This is a genomic window from Propionispora hippei DSM 15287, assembly GCF_900141835.1.
In the GTDB taxonomy this organism is placed as follows: domain Bacteria; phylum Bacillota; class Negativicutes; order Propionisporales; family Propionisporaceae; genus Propionispora; species Propionispora hippei.
Genome location: NZ_FQZD01000005.1, coordinates 264,877 through 286,259, shown reverse-complemented (window position 1 = coordinate 286,259; position 21,383 = coordinate 264,877). Strand labels below are relative to the sequence as shown.

19 protein-coding genes, 1 pseudogene and 1 riboswitch are annotated in these 21,383 nt (G+C 48.4%); of the genes and pseudogenes, 4 read left to right on the top strand and 16 right to left on the bottom strand.

The window, feature by feature from the left end; translation table 11 throughout:
• The 11 genes and pseudogenes from F3H20_RS03260 to hisG form a co-directional block, all read right to left on the bottom strand.
• Window positions 1–164: pseudogene (locus F3H20_RS03260) on the bottom strand (transposase); the annotation flags it as partial.
• Between the two features lie 186 nt (window positions 165–350).
• On the bottom strand, window positions 351–2,072 hold the full coding sequence (ptsP, locus tag F3H20_RS03255) for a phosphoenolpyruvate--protein phosphotransferase (protein WP_149733530.1): 1,722 nt from the start codon (window positions 2,070–2,072) through the stop codon (window positions 351–353).
• Between the two features lie 45 nt (window positions 2,073–2,117).
• Window positions 2,118–2,381, bottom strand: a complete 264-nt coding sequence (locus F3H20_RS03250) for an HPr family phosphocarrier protein (protein WP_091745158.1) — start codon at window positions 2,379–2,381, stop codon at window positions 2,118–2,120.
• Window positions 2,382–2,599: 218 nt separating this feature from the next.
• A complete protein-coding gene (locus F3H20_RS03245) occupies window positions 2,600–4,654 on the bottom strand; it encodes a sigma 54-interacting transcriptional regulator (protein ID WP_149733529.1) in 2,055 nt (684 codons plus the stop codon).
• Window positions 4,655–4,875: 221 nt separating this feature from the next.
• Window positions 4,876–5,529, bottom strand: coding sequence for a bifunctional phosphoribosyl-AMP cyclohydrolase/phosphoribosyl-ATP diphosphatase HisIE (gene hisIE / locus F3H20_RS03240; RefSeq protein ID WP_149733528.1), 654 nt, complete (start codon window positions 5,527–5,529; stop codon window positions 4,876–4,878).
• Window positions 5,526–6,284: an imidazole glycerol phosphate synthase subunit HisF gene (hisF, locus tag F3H20_RS03235; protein ID WP_091745164.1), complete on the bottom strand. Its 759-nt coding sequence runs from the start codon at window positions 6,282–6,284 to the stop codon at window positions 5,526–5,528. The genes hisIE and hisF overlap by 4 nt, the downstream gene beginning before the upstream one ends.
• Window positions 6,285–6,288: 4 nt before the next feature.
• Window positions 6,289–7,017 (bottom strand): 1-(5-phosphoribosyl)-5-[(5-phosphoribosylamino)methylideneamino]imidazole-4-carboxamide isomerase, encoded by a 729-nt coding sequence (gene hisA / locus F3H20_RS03230; RefSeq protein ID WP_149733527.1) that lies wholly within the window; start codon window positions 7,015–7,017, stop codon window positions 6,289–6,291.
• A 35-nt stretch (window positions 7,018–7,052) separates the two neighbouring features.
• A complete protein-coding gene (gene hisH / locus F3H20_RS03225) occupies window positions 7,053–7,661 on the bottom strand; it encodes an imidazole glycerol phosphate synthase subunit HisH (protein ID WP_149733526.1) in 609 nt (202 codons plus the stop codon).
• A gap of 14 nt (window positions 7,662–7,675) precedes the next feature.
• On the bottom strand, window positions 7,676–8,263 hold the full coding sequence (hisB, locus tag F3H20_RS03220) for an imidazoleglycerol-phosphate dehydratase HisB (RefSeq protein WP_149733525.1): 588 nt from the start codon (window positions 8,261–8,263) through the stop codon (window positions 7,676–7,678).
• Between the two features lie 31 nt (window positions 8,264–8,294).
• Window positions 8,295–9,632, bottom strand: coding sequence for a histidinol dehydrogenase (hisD, locus tag F3H20_RS03215; RefSeq protein ID WP_149733524.1), 1,338 nt, complete (start codon window positions 9,630–9,632; stop codon window positions 8,295–8,297).
• Window positions 9,629–10,294 (bottom strand): ATP phosphoribosyltransferase, encoded by a 666-nt coding sequence (gene hisG / locus F3H20_RS03210; protein WP_149733523.1) that lies wholly within the window; start codon window positions 10,292–10,294, stop codon window positions 9,629–9,631. Before hisG ends, hisD begins: the two co-directional genes overlap by 4 nt.
• A 195-nt stretch (window positions 10,295–10,489) precedes the next feature.
• Here hisG and F3H20_RS03205 point away from each other — a divergent pair, with 195 nt between their 5' ends.
• Complete coding sequence (locus F3H20_RS03205) at window positions 10,490–11,437, top strand: D-2-hydroxyacid dehydrogenase (RefSeq protein ID WP_449421254.1); 948 nt, start codon at window positions 10,490–10,492, stop codon at window positions 11,435–11,437.
• On the opposite strand, the gene F3H20_RS03200 is transcribed toward F3H20_RS03205, so the two are convergent.
• From F3H20_RS03200 to F3H20_RS03190, 3 genes are read right to left on the bottom strand one after another with little or no spacing between them, the layout of a single operon-like run.
• Window positions 11,434–11,958 carry an HD domain-containing protein gene (locus F3H20_RS03200; protein WP_149733521.1) on the bottom strand — a complete coding sequence of 175 codons (525 nt, stop codon included), beginning with the start codon at window positions 11,956–11,958 and terminating at the stop codon, window positions 11,434–11,436. The two genes, F3H20_RS03205 and F3H20_RS03200, sit on opposite strands and share 4 nt — an antisense overlap.
• Before the next feature lie 19 nt (window positions 11,959–11,977).
• On the bottom strand, window positions 11,978–13,159 hold the full coding sequence (gene hisZ / locus F3H20_RS03195) for an ATP phosphoribosyltransferase regulatory subunit (protein WP_149733520.1): 1,182 nt from the start codon (window positions 13,157–13,159) through the stop codon (window positions 11,978–11,980).
• A gap of 40 nt (window positions 13,160–13,199) precedes the next feature.
• The gene (locus tag F3H20_RS03190) at window positions 13,200–13,505 is read right to left on the bottom strand and encodes a YerC/YecD family TrpR-related protein (RefSeq protein ID WP_149733519.1); all 306 of its coding nucleotides are present in this window, start codon (window positions 13,503–13,505) and stop codon (window positions 13,200–13,202) included.
• A 203-nt stretch (window positions 13,506–13,708) separates the two neighbouring features.
• Window positions 13,709–13,811, top strand: a riboswitch (SAM riboswitch).
• A 72-nt stretch (window positions 13,812–13,883) separates the two neighbouring features.
• Here F3H20_RS03190 and F3H20_RS03185 point away from each other — a divergent pair.
• From F3H20_RS03185 to F3H20_RS03175, 3 genes are read left to right on the top strand one after another with little or no spacing between them, the layout of a single operon-like run.
• Window positions 13,884–14,942 (top strand): methionine ABC transporter ATP-binding protein, encoded by a 1,059-nt coding sequence (locus F3H20_RS03185; protein ID WP_149733518.1) that lies wholly within the window; start codon window positions 13,884–13,886, stop codon window positions 14,940–14,942.
• Entirely contained in the window at window positions 14,911–15,564 is a 654-nt protein-coding gene (locus F3H20_RS03180; protein ID WP_149733517.1) for a methionine ABC transporter permease, read from the top strand. Before F3H20_RS03185 ends, F3H20_RS03180 begins: the two co-directional genes overlap by 32 nt.
• Window positions 15,565–15,618: 54 nt before the next feature.
• Entirely contained in the window at window positions 15,619–16,440 is an 822-nt protein-coding gene (locus tag F3H20_RS03175; protein WP_149733516.1) for a MetQ/NlpA family ABC transporter substrate-binding protein, read from the top strand.
• A gap of 133 nt (window positions 16,441–16,573) precedes the next feature.
• Here the strand turns inward: F3H20_RS03175 and F3H20_RS03170 are convergent, their stop codons facing one another.
• Together F3H20_RS03170 and F3H20_RS03165 are read right to left on the bottom strand one after the other, a co-directional pair.
• Entirely contained in the window at window positions 16,574–19,708 is a 3,135-nt protein-coding gene (locus F3H20_RS03170; protein WP_149733515.1) for an efflux RND transporter permease subunit, read from the bottom strand.
• The gene (locus F3H20_RS03165) at window positions 19,705–20,976 is read right to left on the bottom strand and encodes an efflux RND transporter periplasmic adaptor subunit (RefSeq protein ID WP_149733514.1); all 1,272 of its coding nucleotides are present in this window, start codon (window positions 20,974–20,976) and stop codon (window positions 19,705–19,707) included. The genes F3H20_RS03170 and F3H20_RS03165 overlap by 4 nt, the downstream gene beginning before the upstream one ends.
• Between the last annotated feature and the right edge of the window lie 407 nt (window positions 20,977–21,383).

Below are 21,383 nucleotides of genomic sequence, written 5' to 3'. Positions count from 1 at the left end.
GTTAGCTTCTAAAATTTCCACACCTTTGTACTCACACAGCTTCCTTAGGATCACTCCTATATCCGCTTTTATTTTTCCATATATCACCTGTCTACGATATTTTGGTGCAAATACTGATATTTGCACCGCCATTTACTATGTGCTAAACTCTTAGTATCATCCATTGGATGCGCCTCCTTTGTTTAGAGTTATGCGGTCGGCAAATCTGCATTTATTCTAACAAAAGAGGCTGTTTTTTTCGACGTATAGCTATAAGCTTTTTGGAACCACATGCATAGCATGTGGTATTCGCTTACGCAAAAGAAAAGAAGTCATTGCAAATGCAATGACTTCTCTGTTTGCATAGATAATTATTTATGTTTTACCGTGAATTTCTTTCTAAGATAATCTCTTACTTCATCAGCATCGTTCATCGCCAAAACTTCGTCAAGAGTTTGTTTGCACTGTTCCGACGAAAGCTTCCGGACGATTTCTTTAACACGTGGTATAGCCGGAGCGCTCATGCTCAATTCATCCATGCCCATAGCTACCAATAAAGCGGTTGCCAGCGGGTCACCAGCCATTTCGCCGCACATGCCGGCCCAAATGCCATGATCATGGGCAGCCTTAATGGTGTTGGCAATCAGTTTTAATACTGCCGGATGGAATTGATTATACAGCGGACTTACCTGCACATTGCCACGGTCAACAGCCAGGGTATATTGAACCAAATCATTGGTACCAATACTGAAGAAGTCGCATTCCTTAGCCAGCAAATCGGCTGTAACAGCCGCTGCGGGAGTTTCAATCATAATGCCCACCGGCACGTTGTCGGCAAACTCTTTGCCTTCTTTTCTCAGCTCTTCCTTGGCTTGTTCAAGAAACGCTTTGGCCTTGCGAATTTCACCGATACCGATAACCATCGGTAACATAATGGCAATCTGACCATATATGGCAGCCCGCAATAAAGCTTTTAGCTGCGGAATAAACACATCAGGACGCTGCAGACTGATACGCAATGCCCGGTAGCCCAGGAACGGATTTTCTTCCTCTTCTACCTGAAGATAGGGCAACGGTTTGTCGCCACCGATATCCATGGTGCGAATAACGCAAATGTGTTCGCCGCATTTTTCAGCAACTTGCTTGTATGCGTTAAATTGTTCTTCTTCGGTCGGAATGTTTTCACGACCCATGAACAGGAACTCAGTACGAAACAAGCCGATCCCTTCACAACCGAATTTCAAGGCGTTATCCATATCAGCCGGACCGCCAATGTTAGCCGCCAACTGTACTTTGACACCATCGGTCGTAACTGCCGGAAGCTTAACATTTTCAAGGTCACGACGCCGTTGTTCCTGCTGTTCTTCCAACATGGTTTTATATTCGGACAGGCGTTCCTGCTCAGGCGAAAGAATAACCTCACCGGAATAGCCGTCAAGAATAATCTGTTCACCATCGGTGATATCACCGAGGAACTCAGCCAAACCTACCACGGTAACCAAGCCGCGGGACTTAGCGATAATAACTGCATGAGAAGTCGTACTGCCTGTGCCTAGAATAACCCCTTGCACTTTCTCAATCGGAATGTCGGCCATAACGGACGGTTCGATTTCGGCGGCACATAAAATAATCGGTTCATCACCGAACTCTACGCCTTTAATCCCGAGAATGTGCCGGACAACCCGCTTGCTGACGTCACGGACATCGGCTGCCCGTTCTTTAAAGTACTCATTATTCATCGACTCAAACATCGATGCGTATTCTTCCCCGGCAGCCAGCATCGCCCGCGGCGCTGACATGGATTTCTCAATCCGGTCAAAAATACTGGTTTCAAACACAGGATCATTCAATATTTGAATATGTGCTTCCATAATAGCGGCTTGGTTTTCCTCGCCGGCTTTATGCGCTTTATCAACAATCTTTTGTATTTCCTCTGTTGCAATTACTATGGAAGCTTTTAATTTTTCAATTTCTTCAGCAGGCGTACCTGCATTATAGCTGTCAAGATAAGCTGTCAAATCCGTTGTTAATATTTTTACTTGACCTACTGCAACGCCCGTTACTACCCCTTTACCATGTAAAACTTTAGCCACAACCAGACCTGCCTTTCAAACATTAATTTAGCATTCCAAGGATGATTATTCGCCGAAATTGCTGTCAACCAATTTCTTCAATGCAGCCAGACATTCTTTTTCATCCGGACCGTCTACCGATACATTGATCGTAGTTCCTTTGGTTACGCCCATAGCCATTACGGACAGAATGCTTTTGCCATCGGCAGTTTTGCTGTTTGCTTCGATTTTTACTTTGCTTTTGAAGCTGGAGGAAGTTTTTACGAATTGTGCAGCTGGTCTTGCATGCAGTCCTGCAGGGTTGTTAATTGTCATTTTTGCTTGTACCATAATGATCATTCTCCTTTTATCTTTTCATTTATTATTAGCGATAAGCATACGGGGAGAATCCTTGGTTACACTTTCCCCAATTCATCACCTCAATATTCATATGCAAAAACCATGCCAATCGCACGACCCCAGTTCTCACAAAGGTTTTGCTGACAGCGCACCGCCCTCTTGGTAAAAAGTATCAACTCTTTTTTCCTTTGTTGATACTTTTTACTAGGTTACCCCTTTTTCTCCCAAAGAATATTCTTTTCAATTCCATATTTTTGGGCTTTAGCGGCTACCGTTTTGTGAGTAAGCCCCAGTGCCTTAGCAGCGGCATTGTAACTTCCATACTTTCTTAAGGCCATTTGAATAATCTGCTTCTCGTATTCCTCCCAGGGAAGTATGCTTTCCTGGGAAAAGGTATGGTCGATTAAAGTTGTGGCTGATGAAACATTTTCCCGCAAATAGATAGGAAGGTCACGGCTTTCTATGTATTTGCCATCGGTTAAGGTTATGGCTCGTTCAATGATATTTTCCAGTTCCCGTACGTTGCCTGGCCATCGATACTGTAGCAACACCTCCAGTGCATCCTGTCTAATTCCTTTTATTTCTTTGTTGATTTCACCATTTATTTTATCAATAAAATGTTCAATCAACATAGGAATATCTTCCTTACGCTCCCGCAGTGACGGCAAAAGAATGGGGATGACGTTCAGGCGGTAATATAAATCTTCCCGGAACTCACCGGCAGCCACCATCTCCTCCAAATTCCGGTTGGTCGCCGCAATAATCCTGACATCCACCTTAAAGATATCTTCGCCACCTACCCGGCCAATTTCCTTCTCCTGAATGACACGCAGCAACTTGGCCTGCATGTTTTTTTCCATTTCACCGATTTCATCCAAAAAGATAGTGCCTTTATGGGCCAGTTCAAACTTCCCAAGTTTCTTTTTTATGGCACCGGTGAAAGCGCCCCGTTCATGACCAAACAGTTCGCTTTCCAGCAAAGTGGCCGGTATAGCCGCACAATTCACCCGGATAAAAGGTCCTCCGGCCCTGATGCTGGCACAATGAATGCCCTCCGCCACGAGTTCCTTACCGGTGCCGCTTTCCCCGCGGATCAACACCGTAGCCAGCCCTTCCGCCGCTTTGGCAGCAACCGCCAGAGCATCGAGGGCTTTGCCGCTGCGGCCAATAAATTTGGCAAAAGCACGGGCCGGTCTTTTAATACGCCATAGCTCCTGTTCCAAATATTCGGCTCTGGCTGAAACGCGATTTAATTTTTCCACCAGCCCCTGTACCTCGGAAACATCCTTAACAATCGAAACAGCACCGTCCACTTCGCCGTCCACGACAATAGGATTTACATTAGCCACAATAGTGACACCATTTTGCTTGGTACTAATGCTGCCCAATACCTGTTCCCCGGTGTTAAGCACCTTGTTGCGGGCCCCCTTGGGCGATATGATTTCAATGCTGTGATTGACAAGATCTTCTCTCGCTTCACCGACAATCCGCAAATAAGACGGGTTGACATAGGTAATATAGCCGTCTTTGTCCAATACGCAGATACCGTCATGCACCGACTCCAGGACCAACTGCAGCTTTTCTTTTAACTGTTTGACTTCCCGCAGCTCTCCCGCCGTCTTTTCCATCGCCGAAATATCTTCAAAAATGGCGACTACACCCTTTGACTGGCCATTGACGATAATCGGGCTGCGGTTGGTCACAATGATGGAATTGCCGATCAATTGGCGACAGCCCAATTCAGGTTCCATCTTTTTATTGACAATATGCATCCGGGAACCGGGTATGATCTCACACACCGAATTGCCGATTGCCTCCACCGCGGCAATTCCCATGATTTTTTCAGCCGCCGGGTTAAAAATAGTGATAATATCGTTTTCATCGGTAACCACCAGACCATTGGCCATGCAGCTAAACACCTGTTCTGCCGTAAAGGTGTTTTCATGAATCAGGTTGTCCACTTGCGTAAACGTGCGAAAATCGGCAATCTGAAAATCGCTCTCCAGAAAACCGACCATTTCATTCACTGCCGCCTCAGCCAAAGCCCCCTCGCCCGATACTTGAACAATATCGCCCACCTTAATCCGCAGCGATACAATCAGCATCAAACTGCTGGCAGTCACTTTCTCCCGGCCTGGGCAGTGCAAATATAACGGTACGTTATATTTGTTCTTTATTTCATAGGATTTTTGCACAACCATCGCGGCAACTCTGGCATGGAGCCCGCTTTTATGCTTAATAACGGCTTTTTTTATAATATACAAACTTCCACCTCCGTCTCCATTCTTATTATCAACCTATTTTGCAAAAATATCGTCGATAATAAGCTGTTTGGAAACAGGTCATTTTCCAGCTAAATAATCGCGGCGCAGCCACCATGAGCTATATATCTTCGACGGCTGCGCTTAATTTCCTCTCATCGGGACGCTTATCCGTCAAAAAGAAAATAAGTGCGGCTTTCGTCGAAGCCGCACCCAAAGGTCTGTTATTTTCTTCTTTTTTGCAGTTCCGCCAATAATTCGCTGGGGCCAATATTGTGATAGCCCAGCAGCACCAGGCAATGGTACCACAAGTCGGCCATCTCGTACAGAATTTCCTCTTTACTGTTATTTTTGGAGGCAATAATGGTTTCCGCGCTCTCTTCGCCGACCTTTTTCAGGATTTTATCCTGCCCTTTAGTGAAAAGATAGTTGGTGTACGAGCCTTCCTTCGGATTTTCTTTCCGGTCCATAATAACCCCGTACAACTCATGCAAAACAGTGGAAACCGATTGTCCGTATACCTTGCTTGCATCAACCAGCGCTTTCATCTCTGCCGTGCCGCCCAGCTTCCGGCTAAAGCAGGAATAGGTTCCCTCATGACAGGCGGCGCCTGTTTGCTCCGCTTTAATCAGCAAGGTATCGGCATCGCAGTCATAATAAATATCCTTAACGGTTTGAATATGCCCCGAAGTTTCCCCCTTTTGCCACAAACGGTTCCGGCTGCGGCTGTAAAACCAGGTGACACCGGTGGCCAGCGTTTTTTCAAGCGCTTCCTGATTCATATAGGCCAGCATCAGAACCTCATTAGTGGCTACATCCTGAATAATAGCCGGCACCAGTCCCTGCTCATTAAAACGAATCATCGTAATGTCGATCATAATCGTACCTCCACACCCCTGGATTTCAAATATTCCTTCACCTGACGCACAGTAAACTGTCCATAGTGAAAAACGGAAGCAGCCAGCACGGCATCGGCCCGCCCGGCGGTAAGCACTTCATAAAAATGCTCCAGCTCGCCGGCGCCGCCGGAAGCGATGACGGGCACATCAACGGCCAGCGACACCGCTCTGGTCAAGGCAATATCATAGCCATCCTTGGTTCCGTCTTTATCCATGCTGGTCAACAGAATTTCTCCGGCTCCCAGTGCGACTGCCTGTTTAACCCATTCCAAAGCATCAATCCCGGTCGGCGTACGCCCGCCGTTGATAAATACTTCCCAGGCATCCGGTCCGGTCTGTCTGGCATCCACCGCCAGCACGATGCACTGGCTGCCGAAACGTTTTGCTCCTTCCTCAATCAAGCCGGGATTTTTAATGGCCGCCGTGTTGAGTGATACTTTGTCGGCGCCGGCCTTCAGCATTCGTCGAATGTCTTCTACCGTTCTGATGCCGCCACCCACAGTAAAGGGGATGAATACCTGCGACGCCGTATTCTCAACGACCTGCACCATGGTGTTACGTTCCTCGTGGGAAGCAGTAATGTCCAGAAATACCAATTCATCGGCTATTTCCTTATCATAAATGCCGGCCAGTTCCACCGGGTCGCCGGCATCGCGCAATTGCACAAAATTGGTTCCTTTAACCACCCGGCCGTCCTTCACATCCAGACAGGGAATGATTCTCTTTGTATACATGCGTTCACTCTCCCCGCGCGACTTTTAACGCTTCCGCCAAGCTCAGCTTGCCTGTGTAAATAGCCTTGCCGACAATGACGCCTTCCACGCCTGCCGCTTCGGCTTCTTTTACGGCAGCAATATCCGCCAGGCCGCTTACGCCGCCGGAAGCAATGACCGGAATCCCCGCCGCCTTAGCCAGCGAGCAGGTCGACGGCACATTCACCCCGGACAGTGTGCCGTCGCGGGATATATCGGTATAAATAATCCGCGCCACGCCAACGGCGGCCATTCGCTTCGCCAGTTCCTCCGCCTGGATGCCGCCGGTAACACCCCAGCCTTCTACAGCTACCTGTCCGTCCCGCGCGTCAATACCAACAACAACACGGTCGCTATATAACCGGCAGGCTTCTTTTACCAGGTCCGGCTGCCGGACGGCAATGGAACCCAAAATTACCCTGGCCACACCTTTATCAAAAAGAGTCTCCATATAATCAAGCGTGCGAATGCCGCCGCCTAACTGCACCGGAATATCCACCGCCTTGACAATCGCCGCAACAAGATCCAGATTTACGGCTTTTCCCTCTAAAGCGCCGTCTAAATCGACTACGTGCAAATATTCCGCTCCTTCGCGTACCCAACGCAGCGCCATATCAACCGGTTGATCGGCAAACACAGTCTCCCGGTCAAACCGCCCCTCCGTTAAACGTACACATTTCCCGCCACGAATATCAATCGCCGGAAAAATAAGCATAAGCATCTCTCCTTTTATCAACAACCCTGTCCGATTCAACCATTGTGGGCAACAAAATTCTGCAATATGCTAAGTCCGGTACGACTGGATTTTTCCGGATGAAACTGAACGGCCTGCACATTGCCACGCCCCACGGCAGCAGTCACCGGACCGCCGTATTCAGTCACCGCGGTAATCAGCGTCGGGTCTGCCGGCACGGCATGGAAACTATGAACAAAATAAGTATAGGAAACCTCGTCAAGACCAGAAAATAAAAAGCTCGGCGTACGGTACGCCAGACTATTCCAGCCCATTTGCGGAATTTTCATGCCCGGAGCCTGTATTTTACGGACCATACCCGGAAAAATCCCCAGACCGGCTACGCCGGGATTTTCTTCACTGCCCTGAAACAATACCTGAAGGCCCAGGCAGATTCCCAGCAGCGGTATGCCGCTGGCAGCCACGGAACGAATCACCTCAACCATGCCATGCTGCTGCAAATTATGCATACAGTCGCCAAAAGCCCCTACACCAGGCAGAACAACCTTATCTGCCGCTGCGATAACCCGGGGATCACCAGACACGGTGACATGGGCGCCCAACTTAACGAATGCTTTTTCCACACTAAAGAGATTTCCCATTCCGTAATCTATGATTGCGATCATCTTCGCGCCTCCTCTTATAGCATCCCTTTGGTGGACATGACTCCTACAATCCGTTCATCCTTCCGGGTTGCCTCATCCAAAGCCCTCCCCAGAGCCTTAAACACAGCTTCTACCATATGATGAGCGTTTTTGCCGTACAAAATCCTTACATGCAAGGTTAAACCGGCATGCACGGCCAAAGCCCTCAGGAATTCTTCCAGCAGTTCGCTGTCAAATTCACCGATTTTAACCGACGGCGGTTCTCCTTCAAAAACCAGGTAAGGCCTGCCGCTGATATCCAGCGAAACCATGGCCAACGCCTCATCCATAGGAACAAACACCGTTCCATAACGCTTGATGCCGGCTCTATCCCCCAGGGCCTTGAGTAAAGCCTGCCCTAATACAATGCCGGCATCTTCTACCGAATGGTGTCCGTCCACATACAAATCTCCCTGCATGCGTACCGTCAAATCAAATAAGCCGTGCCTAGCCCATAGTGTCAGCATATGATCGAAAAAGCCAATGCCTGTGGCAATATCGGTTATACCCGAACCGTCAAGCTGAACACTGACGGTAATATCGGTTTCCAGTGTTTTACGTGATACGGTTGCTGCGCGCTGCATCTGTCCATTCCTCCTAAATAGCTCCCCTGTCTTATGATCGAACCTGAATCGCCCGGGCATGGGCAGTCAGTCCCTCGGCCTCAGCCAGCCGGATAATGTCCGCGCTGACCGCCGCCAGCGCCTCCGGTGTATAGGAAATAATACTGGTTTTTTTCATAAAGGTTTCTACGTTAAGCACCGAATAGAAACGGGCTGTCCCGCCGGTTGGCAACACATGGTTAGGTCCGGCAAAGTAATCCCCCAGCGGTTCCGGTGAATAAGCTCCCAAAAACACCGCGCCAGCATGCCTCACATAAGGCAACAGGCGAAAAGGTTCGGCCGTAATGATCTCCAGGTGCTCCGGCGCCGATAGATTAGCCAAGTCCATCGCTGCCTGGAGCGTATCGGTCACAATAATCAACCCGTTTCGTTCTAGCGCCAGTGCTGCAATTTCCTTGCGCGGCAGCAATTCCAACTGAGCCTCTACGGCCTGCCGCACCGCATCGGCCAGTGTGCGGCTGTCGGTAATGACGATGCTGGAGGCCAGTACATCATGCTCAGCCTGACTGAGCATATCCGCCGCAATATATTGCGGATCAGCCGTCTGATCGGCAACAATCAGAATTTCGCTGGGGCCGGCCAGCATATCAATATCACAGTAGCCATAAACGGCTTTCTTCGCCAGGGTTACAAAAATATTGCCCGGACCGGTAATCTTATCCACCTTGGGTACGGTGGCCGTACCAAAAGCCAGTGCCGCAATAGCCTGTGCTCCGCCGGCTTTAAAAATCCGGGTGACACCGGCCTCCCGGGCGGCTATCAGATACAGAGGGTTAACACTGCCATCCCGGGCAGGCGGCACAACCATGATAATTTCTTTGACTCCGGCCACTGCCGCCGGTACGGCATTCATAACCACCGAAGAAGGATAGGCCGCCGTGCCGCCGGGAACATACACCCCAACCCGTTCCAAAGGGATGCACTTTTGGCCAAGCATCGAACCATATTCGCGGGTAGTCAGCCAGGTTTTCGGCAACTGCTCGGCATGGAACGAGCGAACATTTTCTATGGCTTTGCGCAGGGAAGCCAGAACATCGGCATCCACTTGCCGGTAAGCAGCGTCAATCTCCGCTGCCTTAACTTCCAAATCCTGCGCATCCAGCCTGACTCCGTCAATTTTCTCCGTATAGGCAAGCAGCGCTTGGTCGCCCTTCGCCCGAATATCGCCAACAATTCGTTCCACCACCTGAGCGGCAGTCAGTTCCTCGCCAAAGGCAGCGGCAATCCGCGCCTTGGCTTTTTCACCTAATTCCACCGTATCAAAGGCAGGCTTTTTTAACAATGCCTCCAGCTCTGCGTTACTCAGCTCCCCGGCAAATACAGTTTTCACTTTACGCCACCTCTCGTGACCAGTTCCTGCAAGTCTTTGGTCAATTGATTAATGCGGTCAAATTTCATCTTAAAGCTGACCCGGTTGGCGATAAAGCGCGCCGTTGCCGGTTCGATCTGCGCCACTTCGATCAATTGATTTTCCTTTAACGTACGGCCGGTTTCTACAATGTCAACAATCATTTCCGCCAGCCCGACCATCGGCGCCAGCTCGATTGATCCGTTTAATTTAATAATTTCCACCTGAATTCCCATACTATGAAAAAAGCGTTCCGCAATATTGGGATATTTCGTCGCTACTCGCATATGAGCGTAATCACTGAATTTTTCCTGTTTTAACGCCTGCGGCACAGCCACCATGAGACGGCAATAGCCAAATTTCAAATCAACCAATTCATATACATGCTTTGCTTCTTCGAGCAATACATCTTTCCCGATAATTCCGATATCAGCGGCGCCATATTCCACATAAGTCGGTAAATCAGCCGTTTTGGTGATGATAAACTTTATTTTTTTGGTTTCATTTACGATGACAAGTTTACGTGAGTTTTCGCTTAAGCCTTCCGCCGTATAGCCCAACTCAGCCAGCAATTTAACCGAAGGCTCAAACAGTTTGCCTTTGGGCAAGGCAATCGTTAAGTATTCCATATCACTGGATGTCATATGCAGCCCCTCCAGACGCTTTAGTTATTTAAAGTATTAATATGATAAATATGCTATCACATTAATTTTATTCCGTCAATAAAAAACTGCCGGTTAAGTCAATTTGTTTTACCGGCGACAAAAGCACAGTAGGATTTTGCCAAACCAAACGAGAAGTGTTTTTATATTAAAAATCAGACACAGGAGGTCTTCATTGTGCCATTCAATATTTTAGTCTTAAACCAGCTAAAAGAAAATCATATGGCAGCCATCCAGGATGCCGCGCCAGGCAGTTCAATCATCACGGCCGATCTGGCCACAGCCGGTCAGCATATCGCCAATGCAGACATTCTGGTAGCCTGGGGCAACCAGGATATCCGCCAGCTCTACGCTGCCGCGCCGCAGCTTCGCTGGGTCCACGCGCTGAGTGCCGGTGTGGAGGACTGGCTATTTCCCGAATTGGTCACCAGTTCCACTTTGTTAACCAACTCCAAGGGAATTCACGGTATCCCTATATCTGAGCACGTTCTGGCCCTTATGCTCGCCTTTACCCGCGGACTTAACCTGCTGATTCCCCAGCAGCGCAATAAACAATGGAAACGGGTCCGGGTCGACGAAATACACGAAAAGACCATCGGCATTGTCGGACTCGGCAATATCGGGCGGGAAATTGCCAAAAAGGCAAAAGCGCTGGGCATGCACGTAGTAGCTACCAAACGGGAAGCAACCACCGAATTATTTGTCGATGCGCTGTACACACCCGACTATCTGGCAAAAATGCTGAGCATCTGCGATTTTGTTGTAGTCTCACTTCCCTTAACAGACGAAACTAAGGAAATGTTCAATTTGAACTATTTCTCCGCTATGAAACGAACAGCCTATTTCATTAACATCGCCCGCGGCGGTGTCATTGCCGAAGCCGACCTGATTACCGCCCTGGAACAACAGCTAATTCAAGGTGCCGGCCTGGACGTTTTTGCCGAGGAACCGCTGCCGGATAGTTCGCCGCTTTGGAATATGCCCAACGTCATCATCACACCCCATCTGGCCGGTCTGTCACCCAGCTACTTAGACCGCGCCATCCAGTTGTTTGCCGATAATTTAACCCGGTTTATCGATAAAGATCAAATCCTTAATATAGTAGACAAGCAAAAGGGGTACTAATTGATATTGTCGGCCTCTCGGAGAAAACAAAGCTCCGGCGGATCATCCTTGGCCGGAGCTTTATGATGGCGCCTTACGATTTCAACAATTTCGGGCTCGGTCCCGGCCTGACTCAGTAACGAAGCTCCCCGCTCGGCATGATTAAAATAAATATAAAAGGCATGCCGCAAATTGGCGGGAAAAGCTCCCCGCCCCTGCCTGCCCCAGGCTTCGGCCCAGCCAGGAGCCAGAGAATGAGCCAGCACCGCCATAATTTTACCGGCTGTGTTGATATCACCCTGCCGCTTCCCCACATCGTGCAGCAAAGCGCAGCGAATCAAACGCCGTATGTCAATCGCCGTCTGGCCGGAGAAGCCAAGCGCCGTATAGGTTACATTCAGCGCATGCCGCTGTTCGGCCAGACTCATACCCCAAAACAATGCCTGTTCCCCGGGGTGCAGATAACGGTTCACAAATTCTTCCTCTTGTCTACTGATCCTGGCAGTAAGAGCCGAAATCACTTGTTTCACCCGTGAAAACATGACCGTCTGCTCCCTTAAATTAAATATAGATGAGTTCTTTACAGCCTTTAGCCTTTTGGCTCATGGCAGCTTCCTGGCGCGACTGGGGGAATAGAGCCAGTTCGACGGACTGTCCCTGCATTCTTAGTTCAGAAGCTTTTTGAATCGCTTCCGTCAGCTTGCCGGGTTCCCAGCCCACATACCACTCGCGAAAATCAGCGTCCAGTGAAATACCCTGCCGTTCCAGAGCCAACAATACCCGCTCTATTCCTAAGGCAAAACCGGTGGACGGGCAGTCAACGCCGAAGGACGACACCATCTTATCATAGCGGCCGCCACCGCACAGCGGAAATCCCAGCCCAGGCGTATAGCCCTCAAACACCATGCCGGTATAATACTCAAAATCCCGGATGATCCCTAAGTCAAAATTGACATACTGCTCCACACCGTACCCTTTCAGCAGGCAGTAAATATCGGCCAGATTGTCCAGCGCGGCCCGGCTGACCGGATTGGTAACCATCGCGTAGGCTTGTTCCAGCAATTCCTCTTTGCCGTACAACAGCGGAATCTGCCGCAGCAAAGTCTGAACGTCGGAGCTTAGCCCGCTGGCCGTCAGAATTTCCCCCAGACCGACCACATTGCGGTTTACCATGCATTGTTTAACCTTTTGACGCTGTTCGGCGGTCAGGCGGCTTTCTTCCATGATTCCATTGATAAATTCCACCTGGCCAATATTGACCTGAAAGGTTTGCAAACCGGAATCCTTCATTGCCTGTACGGCCAAAGCAATCACCTCTGCATCGGCCGCCGGTCCCGGAACGCCCAACAGTTCCACTCCCGCCTGATAGAATTCGCATTGCCGCCCGGCCTGCGCCTGCTCATAGCGAAATACATTGGTTAAGTAGAACAAGCGGAGCGGCAAACTGTTTTCTTTAAGCCGGGTAGATGCCACCCTGGCAATGGGAGTAGTCATATCCGGACGCAATGCCAGAATGTGATTTTTTTTATCAAAGAACTTAAACATATTCTGTGCCATCTGCTCGTCACTGCCGGCAGACAAAGTTTCCAGATATTCAAAAGTGGGCGTGACCACCTCGTCATAGCCCCACTTGGCAAATAATCCGGCCAGGGAACCTTCCACAATTCGTTTATATTTTGCTTCCCGCGGCAAAAAATCTCTGGTGCCGTAAGGAATCTGCGGTACAAATTCATTTGTCTTCATTAAATGGTTACACTCCGTTTCAACATGGATTAATAAAAACTTACTCTTTTTTCTTTTCGTCAAGCCGCGAGAGAACTATACCATATCCGTCGGCGCCATAATTCAGGCAGCGTTTGACGCGGCTGATGGTAGCCGTACTAGCGCCTGTTCTTGCCACAATATCATCATAGGTCGCCCCCAACTGCAACATCCGGGCAACCTCCAAGCGCTGCGCTAAAGACTTAAGTTCCCCTATAGTGGAAACATCTTCAAAAAACTGATAACACTCCTCTTCATCCTGCAACAGTAAAATAGCCTGAAACAGTTGATCAATCAACGGATCTTTTAGTTTAGGATTCACCGACATAGCTAGTGTCACTCCTTATTTTCCCATACTGTATATCAATATATTATATATTCGTGCAGTTAGATAGATTTCCTTCTTTATCCCTTTTTTTCTTTAATCTATGAAAACTTTATTAAAATGTCCGTTTAAGAAAGATATTATCCAAACAATCTTCTTGACACATACAAAAAACCGTGATAGGATTTAAAAAATGAATGATATTATTATCATCTAGAGTTGGCTGAGGGACTGGCCCAATGAAGCCGCGGCAACCATCCGGAAGGAACGGTGCCAATTCCTACAGGATTTTATCCTGGCAGATGAGAGAAGCCCAAGAGTATGTGTTGGTCTCTTCGCTGCGAAGAGACCTTTTTATTTGCACGAAAGGAAGGAACCTCATTGATTAGTTTAAACGGGATTGAAAAAATATACCACAGTCAGTCCGGTCAAATCCATGCTTTGCGTGGAATTAATTTGGAAGTCAAGGCCGGTGAAATTTTCGGAGTGATCGGTAAAAGCGGCGCCGGCAAAAGTACGTTGATCCGCTGCATCAACCGTTTAGAACAGCCTACGGCCGGAACAGTGATCGTCGACGGTCAGGACATCACAAAGCTGACGGAAAACGAACTTAGGGAATCGCGGAAAAAAATCGGCATGATTTTTCAGCATTTTAATTTACTCTCCTCCCGCACGGTTTTTGACAACATCGCTTTCCCTCTTGAATTGGCCGGCTACACTAAACATGATGTTGAAGATACGGTGGTCCGTCTCTTAAAACTGGTCGGTTTATCGGACAAACGTGAACAATACCCTTCACAATTAAGCGGTGGTCAAAAACAGCGGGTAGGTATCGCCCGCGCCTTAGCCAATCGTCCCAAGGTACTGTTGTGCGACGAGGCCACTTCGGCTCTTGACCCGCAAACTACCAAGTCCATTCTAGAATTATTAAAAAACATTAACCGGGAGCTTAAATTAACCATCGTCCTTATCACCCACGAAATGCAGGTTATCAAAGAAATCTGCGACCAGGTAGCAGTTATGGAAAATGGCCTGATTATTGAGCAGGGACCAATTCTGGATATCTTTACCCAGCCTCAGGCGGCTATTACCCGGGAATTTATCGGCACCATCATGAATCATGATTTACCGGATCATTTTAAACACATGCCACTTTCACGGACACCGCTTCCCGACAGCAAGCTGCTGCTGCGGCTTTCGTTTATCGGCGATGCTGCCGGCGAGCCAATCATTGCCGGTATGATCCGGCGTTTTGATATCGATGTAAGCATTCTCTATGGAAATATGGATCATATCAAAAATGTCTCCTTCGGTACTTTAATCGTTGAATTATCAGGCAGTCAGGATGCTATTCATAGGGCGCTTGAATACACCAGGGCACACGAAGTGGGAAGCGAGGTGATCGGCTATGTCTCAAGACATGCTTATGCTGCTGTTTGAAGCCCTGCTTGACACAACCTATATGGTTGCTGTCTCCACCTTGATTTCCACCCTCCTCGGGATACCGCTTGGTGTCATTTTGGTTGCTACGGATAAACGAGGAATCCTGGAAAATCTGTACATCAATCGTATTTTAGGCAGTATTGTAAACGCAGCCCGCTCTACTCCCTTTATCATTTTAATGGTGGCTATCATTCCCTTAACCCGCCTGTTAACAGGCACCTCGATCGGCACTAATGCCGCCATCGTCCCGTTAAGTCTGGCGGCCATTCCCTTTGTCGGCCGGGTTGTAGAAGCGGCGCTGAAAGAAGTGGATTACGGAGTGGTCGAAGCCGCACAGGCCATGGGCGCCTCACCATTTGAAATCATCCGCAAAGTATTGATACCGGAATCGCTTCCCTCTATTATATTAGGAATCACCTTAACCATCATCAACCTGATCGGTTACTCCGCCATGGCCGGTGCGATTGGCGGCGGCGGCTTGGGTGATTTGGCCATCCGCTACGGTTATCAGCGATTCCGCGCCGATATTATGCTGGCCACAGTAGCCATTCTGATTGCTCAGGTCCAAATCGTGCAATCCTGCGGCGACTATCTCGCCCGCAAGGTAAACAAAAGATAAGTACTATTGTTTTCCAAGCAAAATCACATATATATTATTTTAGGAGGATTTATTATGAAAAAACTGGTTTTACTCATGGTTTCTCTATTGGCATTGACGGTTCTTTTCGCTGGCTGCGGCAGTAATGATAAAAAAGAACCTAATGCTACCGCTGCCAAAACGGTATTAAAAGTGGCAGCTACCCCCGTACCGCATGCTGAAATTCTGCAAGTAGTCAAACCCATATTGGAAAAAGAAGGAATTGACCTTCAAATTGTGGAAATGAACGACTATGTTCGTCCAAACATTGCCGTTGCCGAAAAAGAATTGGATGCTAACTTCTTTCAGCATACGCCTTATCTGAACAAGTTTGCCGCAGAGCATAACCTGCAATTAAGCAATATTGCCGGCGTACATATTGAACCGATGGGTATCTATTCCAAGAAAGTAAAAACACTGGCTGACGTTGCTGCCGGTTCGCAGGTAGCGATTCCTAACGATCCCACCAATGGAGGCCGCGCACTTGCTTTATTGGAAAAGGCCGGTCTGCTGAAACTGAAACCGGGAGTCGGCATTAACGCAACAGTAGGCGATATTGTTGAAAATCCTAAAAATTTAAAAGTAGCTGAACTGGAAGCGCCTCAACTCCCCCGTGCTTTGGACGATGTAGCCATTGCTGTTATCAATACCAACTATGCTTTGGAAGCAAAGCTGGTGCCGACCAAAGACGCTCTGTTTATTGAACAGAACGACTCGCCGTTTGTTAACATTTTAGTAGTTCGCAAAGGTGATGAAAATCGTCCGGAAATTCAGAAGCTGGCCAAGGCCTTAACGTCTGACGAAGTGAAGAAATTCATCAACGACAAATATCAGGGAGCCGTTGTTCCTGCCTTCTAAGCCCTGTTAAACCGCATGCTTATGAGACACCCCGGAGAAATTCTCCGGGGTGTCTTTAGCTTTGCCACAGAAAAGGAAAAGGGAAAGCCTCCGCCGGCAGCCGGAGCACTTTCCCGCTTTCTCATCCTGCTCTTTATAAGGTTTTTGAACGTTTCCGATGGAATAGCCGCAAAAGAAGATTTTGCAGCGAAGCAAGAAAAGAGTGTTTTTCAAAAAACAGAAAAATAATGGGAATACCGATTAAGGTGAAGAAAGTCGAGGAAGCCAGACCACCGATAACTACCCAGGCCATGCTGACCCTTGTCTCCGCGCCGGCGGTTACGGCCAGAGCGGTGGGCAGCATCCCGGTAATCATCGTCAGTGTAGTCATAAATATCGGCTTTAAACGGGTTTTGCCGGCTTCAATAATAGCGTCCTGCGCGTTCATCCCCCGTTCCATCAACGTCAGCGTATAATCTAAAAGCAAGGTACCGTTTTTAGCCACCACACCATCCATAACCAAAATACCAATCAAAGAGTATAAATTAATGGTATTTCGGGTAATTGCCAAAAAGAGTAGCGATCCGATCAAACCAAAAGGCAGCGAAAACATACGGATAAAGGAGGTTGACAGCGATTCGTACAAGGTGGAAAGCAACATATACACTAAGACCAGAGATAATCCCAGGGCCTGGGCCATTTCGCCAAAGGTAGTGTTCATGTTGTCCGCCTGCCCGGTAAAACGATAGGTTACGTTAGTCCCCAAATCCTCCGGCTTTATCCTTTTGCTGATATCGTTTAGCACTTCCTGCAACGGACGATCTGTGACATTAGCCGCTATGTTAATCGATTCCTGTTTATCTACCCGCCGAAGCATGACCGGTCCGACACCATCCTGCAGGCGAGCCACATCGCTCAGCTTCACCAAACCATTACCGGCTTTTACCGGTATGGAACTTATGTCGGAGGCCTTAAAACCATCACTGTTCTTAAGACGTACATAAATATCCGTATCCTGTGCATCATTAGTCGGATCATTGGCATAATAACCGGCCAGTGTTCCGGCCACCGCACCGGAAAATACGTTGTTGACTTCATTAACCGTCGTATTGAAAAATTTCAACCGTTCCCGGTCTACCGTCAGCCTTAGTTCAGGCATGCCTTCACTATAGGAGCTGCGGACATCCTTAACACCGGGCACCTTGGCAATGATATCCTGTATCCGGTAGGAGGCTTTGATAATATTATCTAAATTGGCTCCCCGGATTTCAATCTGCACCGGCGAATTATTGGGGCCGCCGCCTCCCGTACCGGTCCCACCGGAGACACCGGCGACAGAAGATTGCGTTTCACTGACCTGTGCCGAGGCTTGCGGGAAGTTTTCCTTGAGAAAACGCCGTACTTGTTCGGTCACCTGCCAGACAGTTAAGCTCCTCTCTTTCCGGTCAACCATTTGCACACTCACCCTGCCGTAATTGCCGGCAGGAGTACCCACGCTGGATAGGTAATAGCTAACTTCCGGAATGGTCGTAAGATATTCCTCTATTTTTCTTACTTCCCCGTTTGTTTGATCTATATTCTGCCCTACGGGAAACTGAACAAAAATCTGAAAACTGCCTTCATCGGTTTTAGGCATATATTCAGAGCCGATCACTCCCAAAGGAATAAGTGAAACAGCAACGAAAAAACAAACGGTAATAGCACTGATAATCTTGACCGGATTGATCAGACTCCACCGCAATATTCGTTCATATTTTTCAACAGCCCCCTGTTCCAGGCGATTCATAAAATCCCAAAGCCGTCCCTGCGGTTCCTTGAGACCGTTCTTAAAGAATTTTGAGGCCAGCATGGGAGTTAAAGTAAATGACACCATAAGTGAACACAGGGTAGCAAAAACAATGGTCAGACCAAACTGCCGGAAAAATTGTCCGGTCATGCCAGTCATAAAAGCAACCGGCATAAACACAACTACATCGCACAGCGTAATCGCCAGAGCCGCCATGCCAATCTCATTTCGTCCCTCTTCCGCCGCCGTCTTGGCATCCTTGCCCATCTTCAAATGGCGATGGATATTTTCCAGCACGACTATCGAATCATCGACCAAGGTACCGATACATAACGACATGCCCATCAGTGACATCATATTAAAAGTAAAGCCAGCCATATACATAACAAAAAAGGTAGAGATCAAAGACGTGGGAATAGCAATTAAAACAGCAATCGACGAACGCCAGCCCCGCAGAAAGAGATACAGCACCAGTCCGGTCGTAATCAGCCCTTCAATCAGCGCCTCCAGCGTATTATGCAAGGAGTCCTCGACATATTGAGAAGCATCGGTAATGACCACAAACTGATAATCCGGGTATTCGGCCCGCAAGCTTTCCAACTGCGCTTTAGCCGCCTTGGCCGTATCCACCAGATTGGCATCGCTATTTTTGTAAACTGTCATAGATACAACATCCTGGCCGTTAGTCCGGGCATAGCGGGTAACCCGCTGGTCCTGCTCTTTGACTGTGGCAAGATCGGTCAACGGAATATTAACACCGTTCGAATTGGTAACATGAATGCCGGCTAACTCTTCCGGTGAAGCATATTGAGCAATCAACCGTACATTGGTTTCCTTTTTGTCATCAAATACCGAACCGGCCGGCGTCAGGACATTTTCCTGCTGAATCCGGCTCACAATGGAGCTTAAGGAAATGTTGTAGTAAGACAGCTTATCCTTGTCCACCTCCACGGCCACTTCCTTATCCCGCCCGCCAAACAGCGACACGTCGGACACACCGCTGGCCCTTTGCAAACGCTCGGAAAATACATCGTTAGCCAGGGTATATACCTCTGACAGGGGTTTGCCGGAAACAATAGAAACCTCCAAAATCGGCGAGGCATTAATATCCCGTTTGATAACCGATGGCGTTTTCACACCGGTCGGCAATTTGCTTATAGCCGCATTGACATATTGTGTGGCATCAACGGCTGCCGTGTCCACATTGGCCCAGAATTCAAATTCCAGCGTAATTTGAGCTCTTTCCGGTCTGGCAACCGAAGTGATATGCTTTAAATTGGCTAAGGAAGACAGTGAATTTTCCAGGGGTTTTATGACGTCCTGCTCCACCTGTTCGGTCCCGGCTCCCGGGTAATCAACCGTTACCGTGACATAAGGAATATTGACGGCCGGCAACAGTTCCACACCAATCCGGTAAAAACTGAATAAACCCAGCACAACAAACAACATGACAATCATGGATATGCCGATAGGTTTTTGGATGGAAAAACGAGTTATATTCACGATTGGCCACCTCGGTTAGCCAATGTGACCGGATTGACCTCAATTTGCAGACCCGACCGCAGGCGCGAAAGATTGCTGACAGCCACCCGCTCGCCTTCGTTAAGACCGGCTATGATTTCAACATTTTCATCACCACTGGCACCGACCGTCACTTCCCGCTCTTCTGCCTTATTCTGCGCATCGATAATAAATACATGACTTTTACCGTTCTTTTCGATAATGGCATCTTTGGGTAAAACCAGGGCCTGCGGCCGCAGTATACTGTTTACAACCGTCCTGGCAAACATGCCGCCTCTAATATCCGTTGTCGGATTGTTGAGCTCAATGCGCAGAGAAAAAACCAGATTGGTGCTGTCGCTGGCCGGACTGATATAAATAATAGTGCCCGGCACTTCCTTGCTTAAGGCTTCTAAACTTACGTTAACCGGCATCCCTAAAGTAAAAGCCGGCAAATCCCGCTCGGAGACTTGACAATCAACATAAATCTTGCTGTTATCAACGATGGTTAACAGTTTTTGTCCGGCTGAAACAATGGCTCCAACCTCGGCCTGACGATAACCGACAATGCCGGAAAATGGCGCCCGCAGGAGAAGATCGTTTCTTTGTTTCTCGGCAGCACTTACACTGCTTTTAGCCTTTGACGCTGCCGCCTGAGCCGACTCCACCGTGGCCGGTACAGAATTGGCATTCATCTGATTAACCAAGGCATCCAACGATGCCTTGGCGTCCAGCATTTGCTGTTCGGCGCTCTCCAGCGTATCCTTGGCAATGCCGCCAGCCTCGTAGAGAGTTTTGTAGCGCTGATAACTGGCCAGGGTCCGATCATAGTCAGCCTTGGCCTTATTATAATTTGCCTGGTAAGCCACTCCGCTGTTTACCGCATCCGCCAGGGCCTGCTGATAAGCCGCCCGGTTCTGGGCCACAGCCAATTCGGCATCACCGGTATCCTGTTCAATCAACACCTGTCCAGGAGCAACCGACTGTCCCAATTCAGCATTTACCGCGACCAGCTTCCCTTGATACTTTGCGGCAATATCCACCTGAGCCTTTGGCACAGTCTGACCGGTCAAAACTATGCGTTTTATCAAATCCGTCTTCCCTACCGTTACTACATCCACGGTTGTCTGTGCCACACCATTACCGGTTCGTCCGGCGGAAGAACTGTGCATGACCCGGAAATAAAGAACCAATCCCAGACACAGTATGATAACCGCTCCGGTAGTCAGCAGAAATCTTCCCCGTTTATCGCCTTTTATGAACTGTCGCATGCTGCTTTCCCTTCTTTCCAATATCCCTGAAATTCACTGATGGTCCGTTAACTTTGAAAGTACAAATTAAATTTACGGAAACATCTTCGTAAGGCAAGGCGCAAGTCGACACCAACGAAACCTTGTAAAAAAGATTCGTAAAAAAATTGTGCTTTCAGAGTTGCCGGACCATTCACTTCTCTACGGCCCAGCTGCCGGCAAAGGACAAAAATGCAGTACAGCTAATGATTGAACCAAATGCCTTCATTATATTCCACAGCTATGACAAAACTGTGACAGCCTCCCATTTTCTGTATAAGACCGCAATAGCAGCATCAATTCACGCAGTCCTCCAATACTGCCTTCATTATTCAAAAAAGGCTTGAGTTTATATTGGAATAAACTCAAGCCTAAGGGGTAAAGACCTA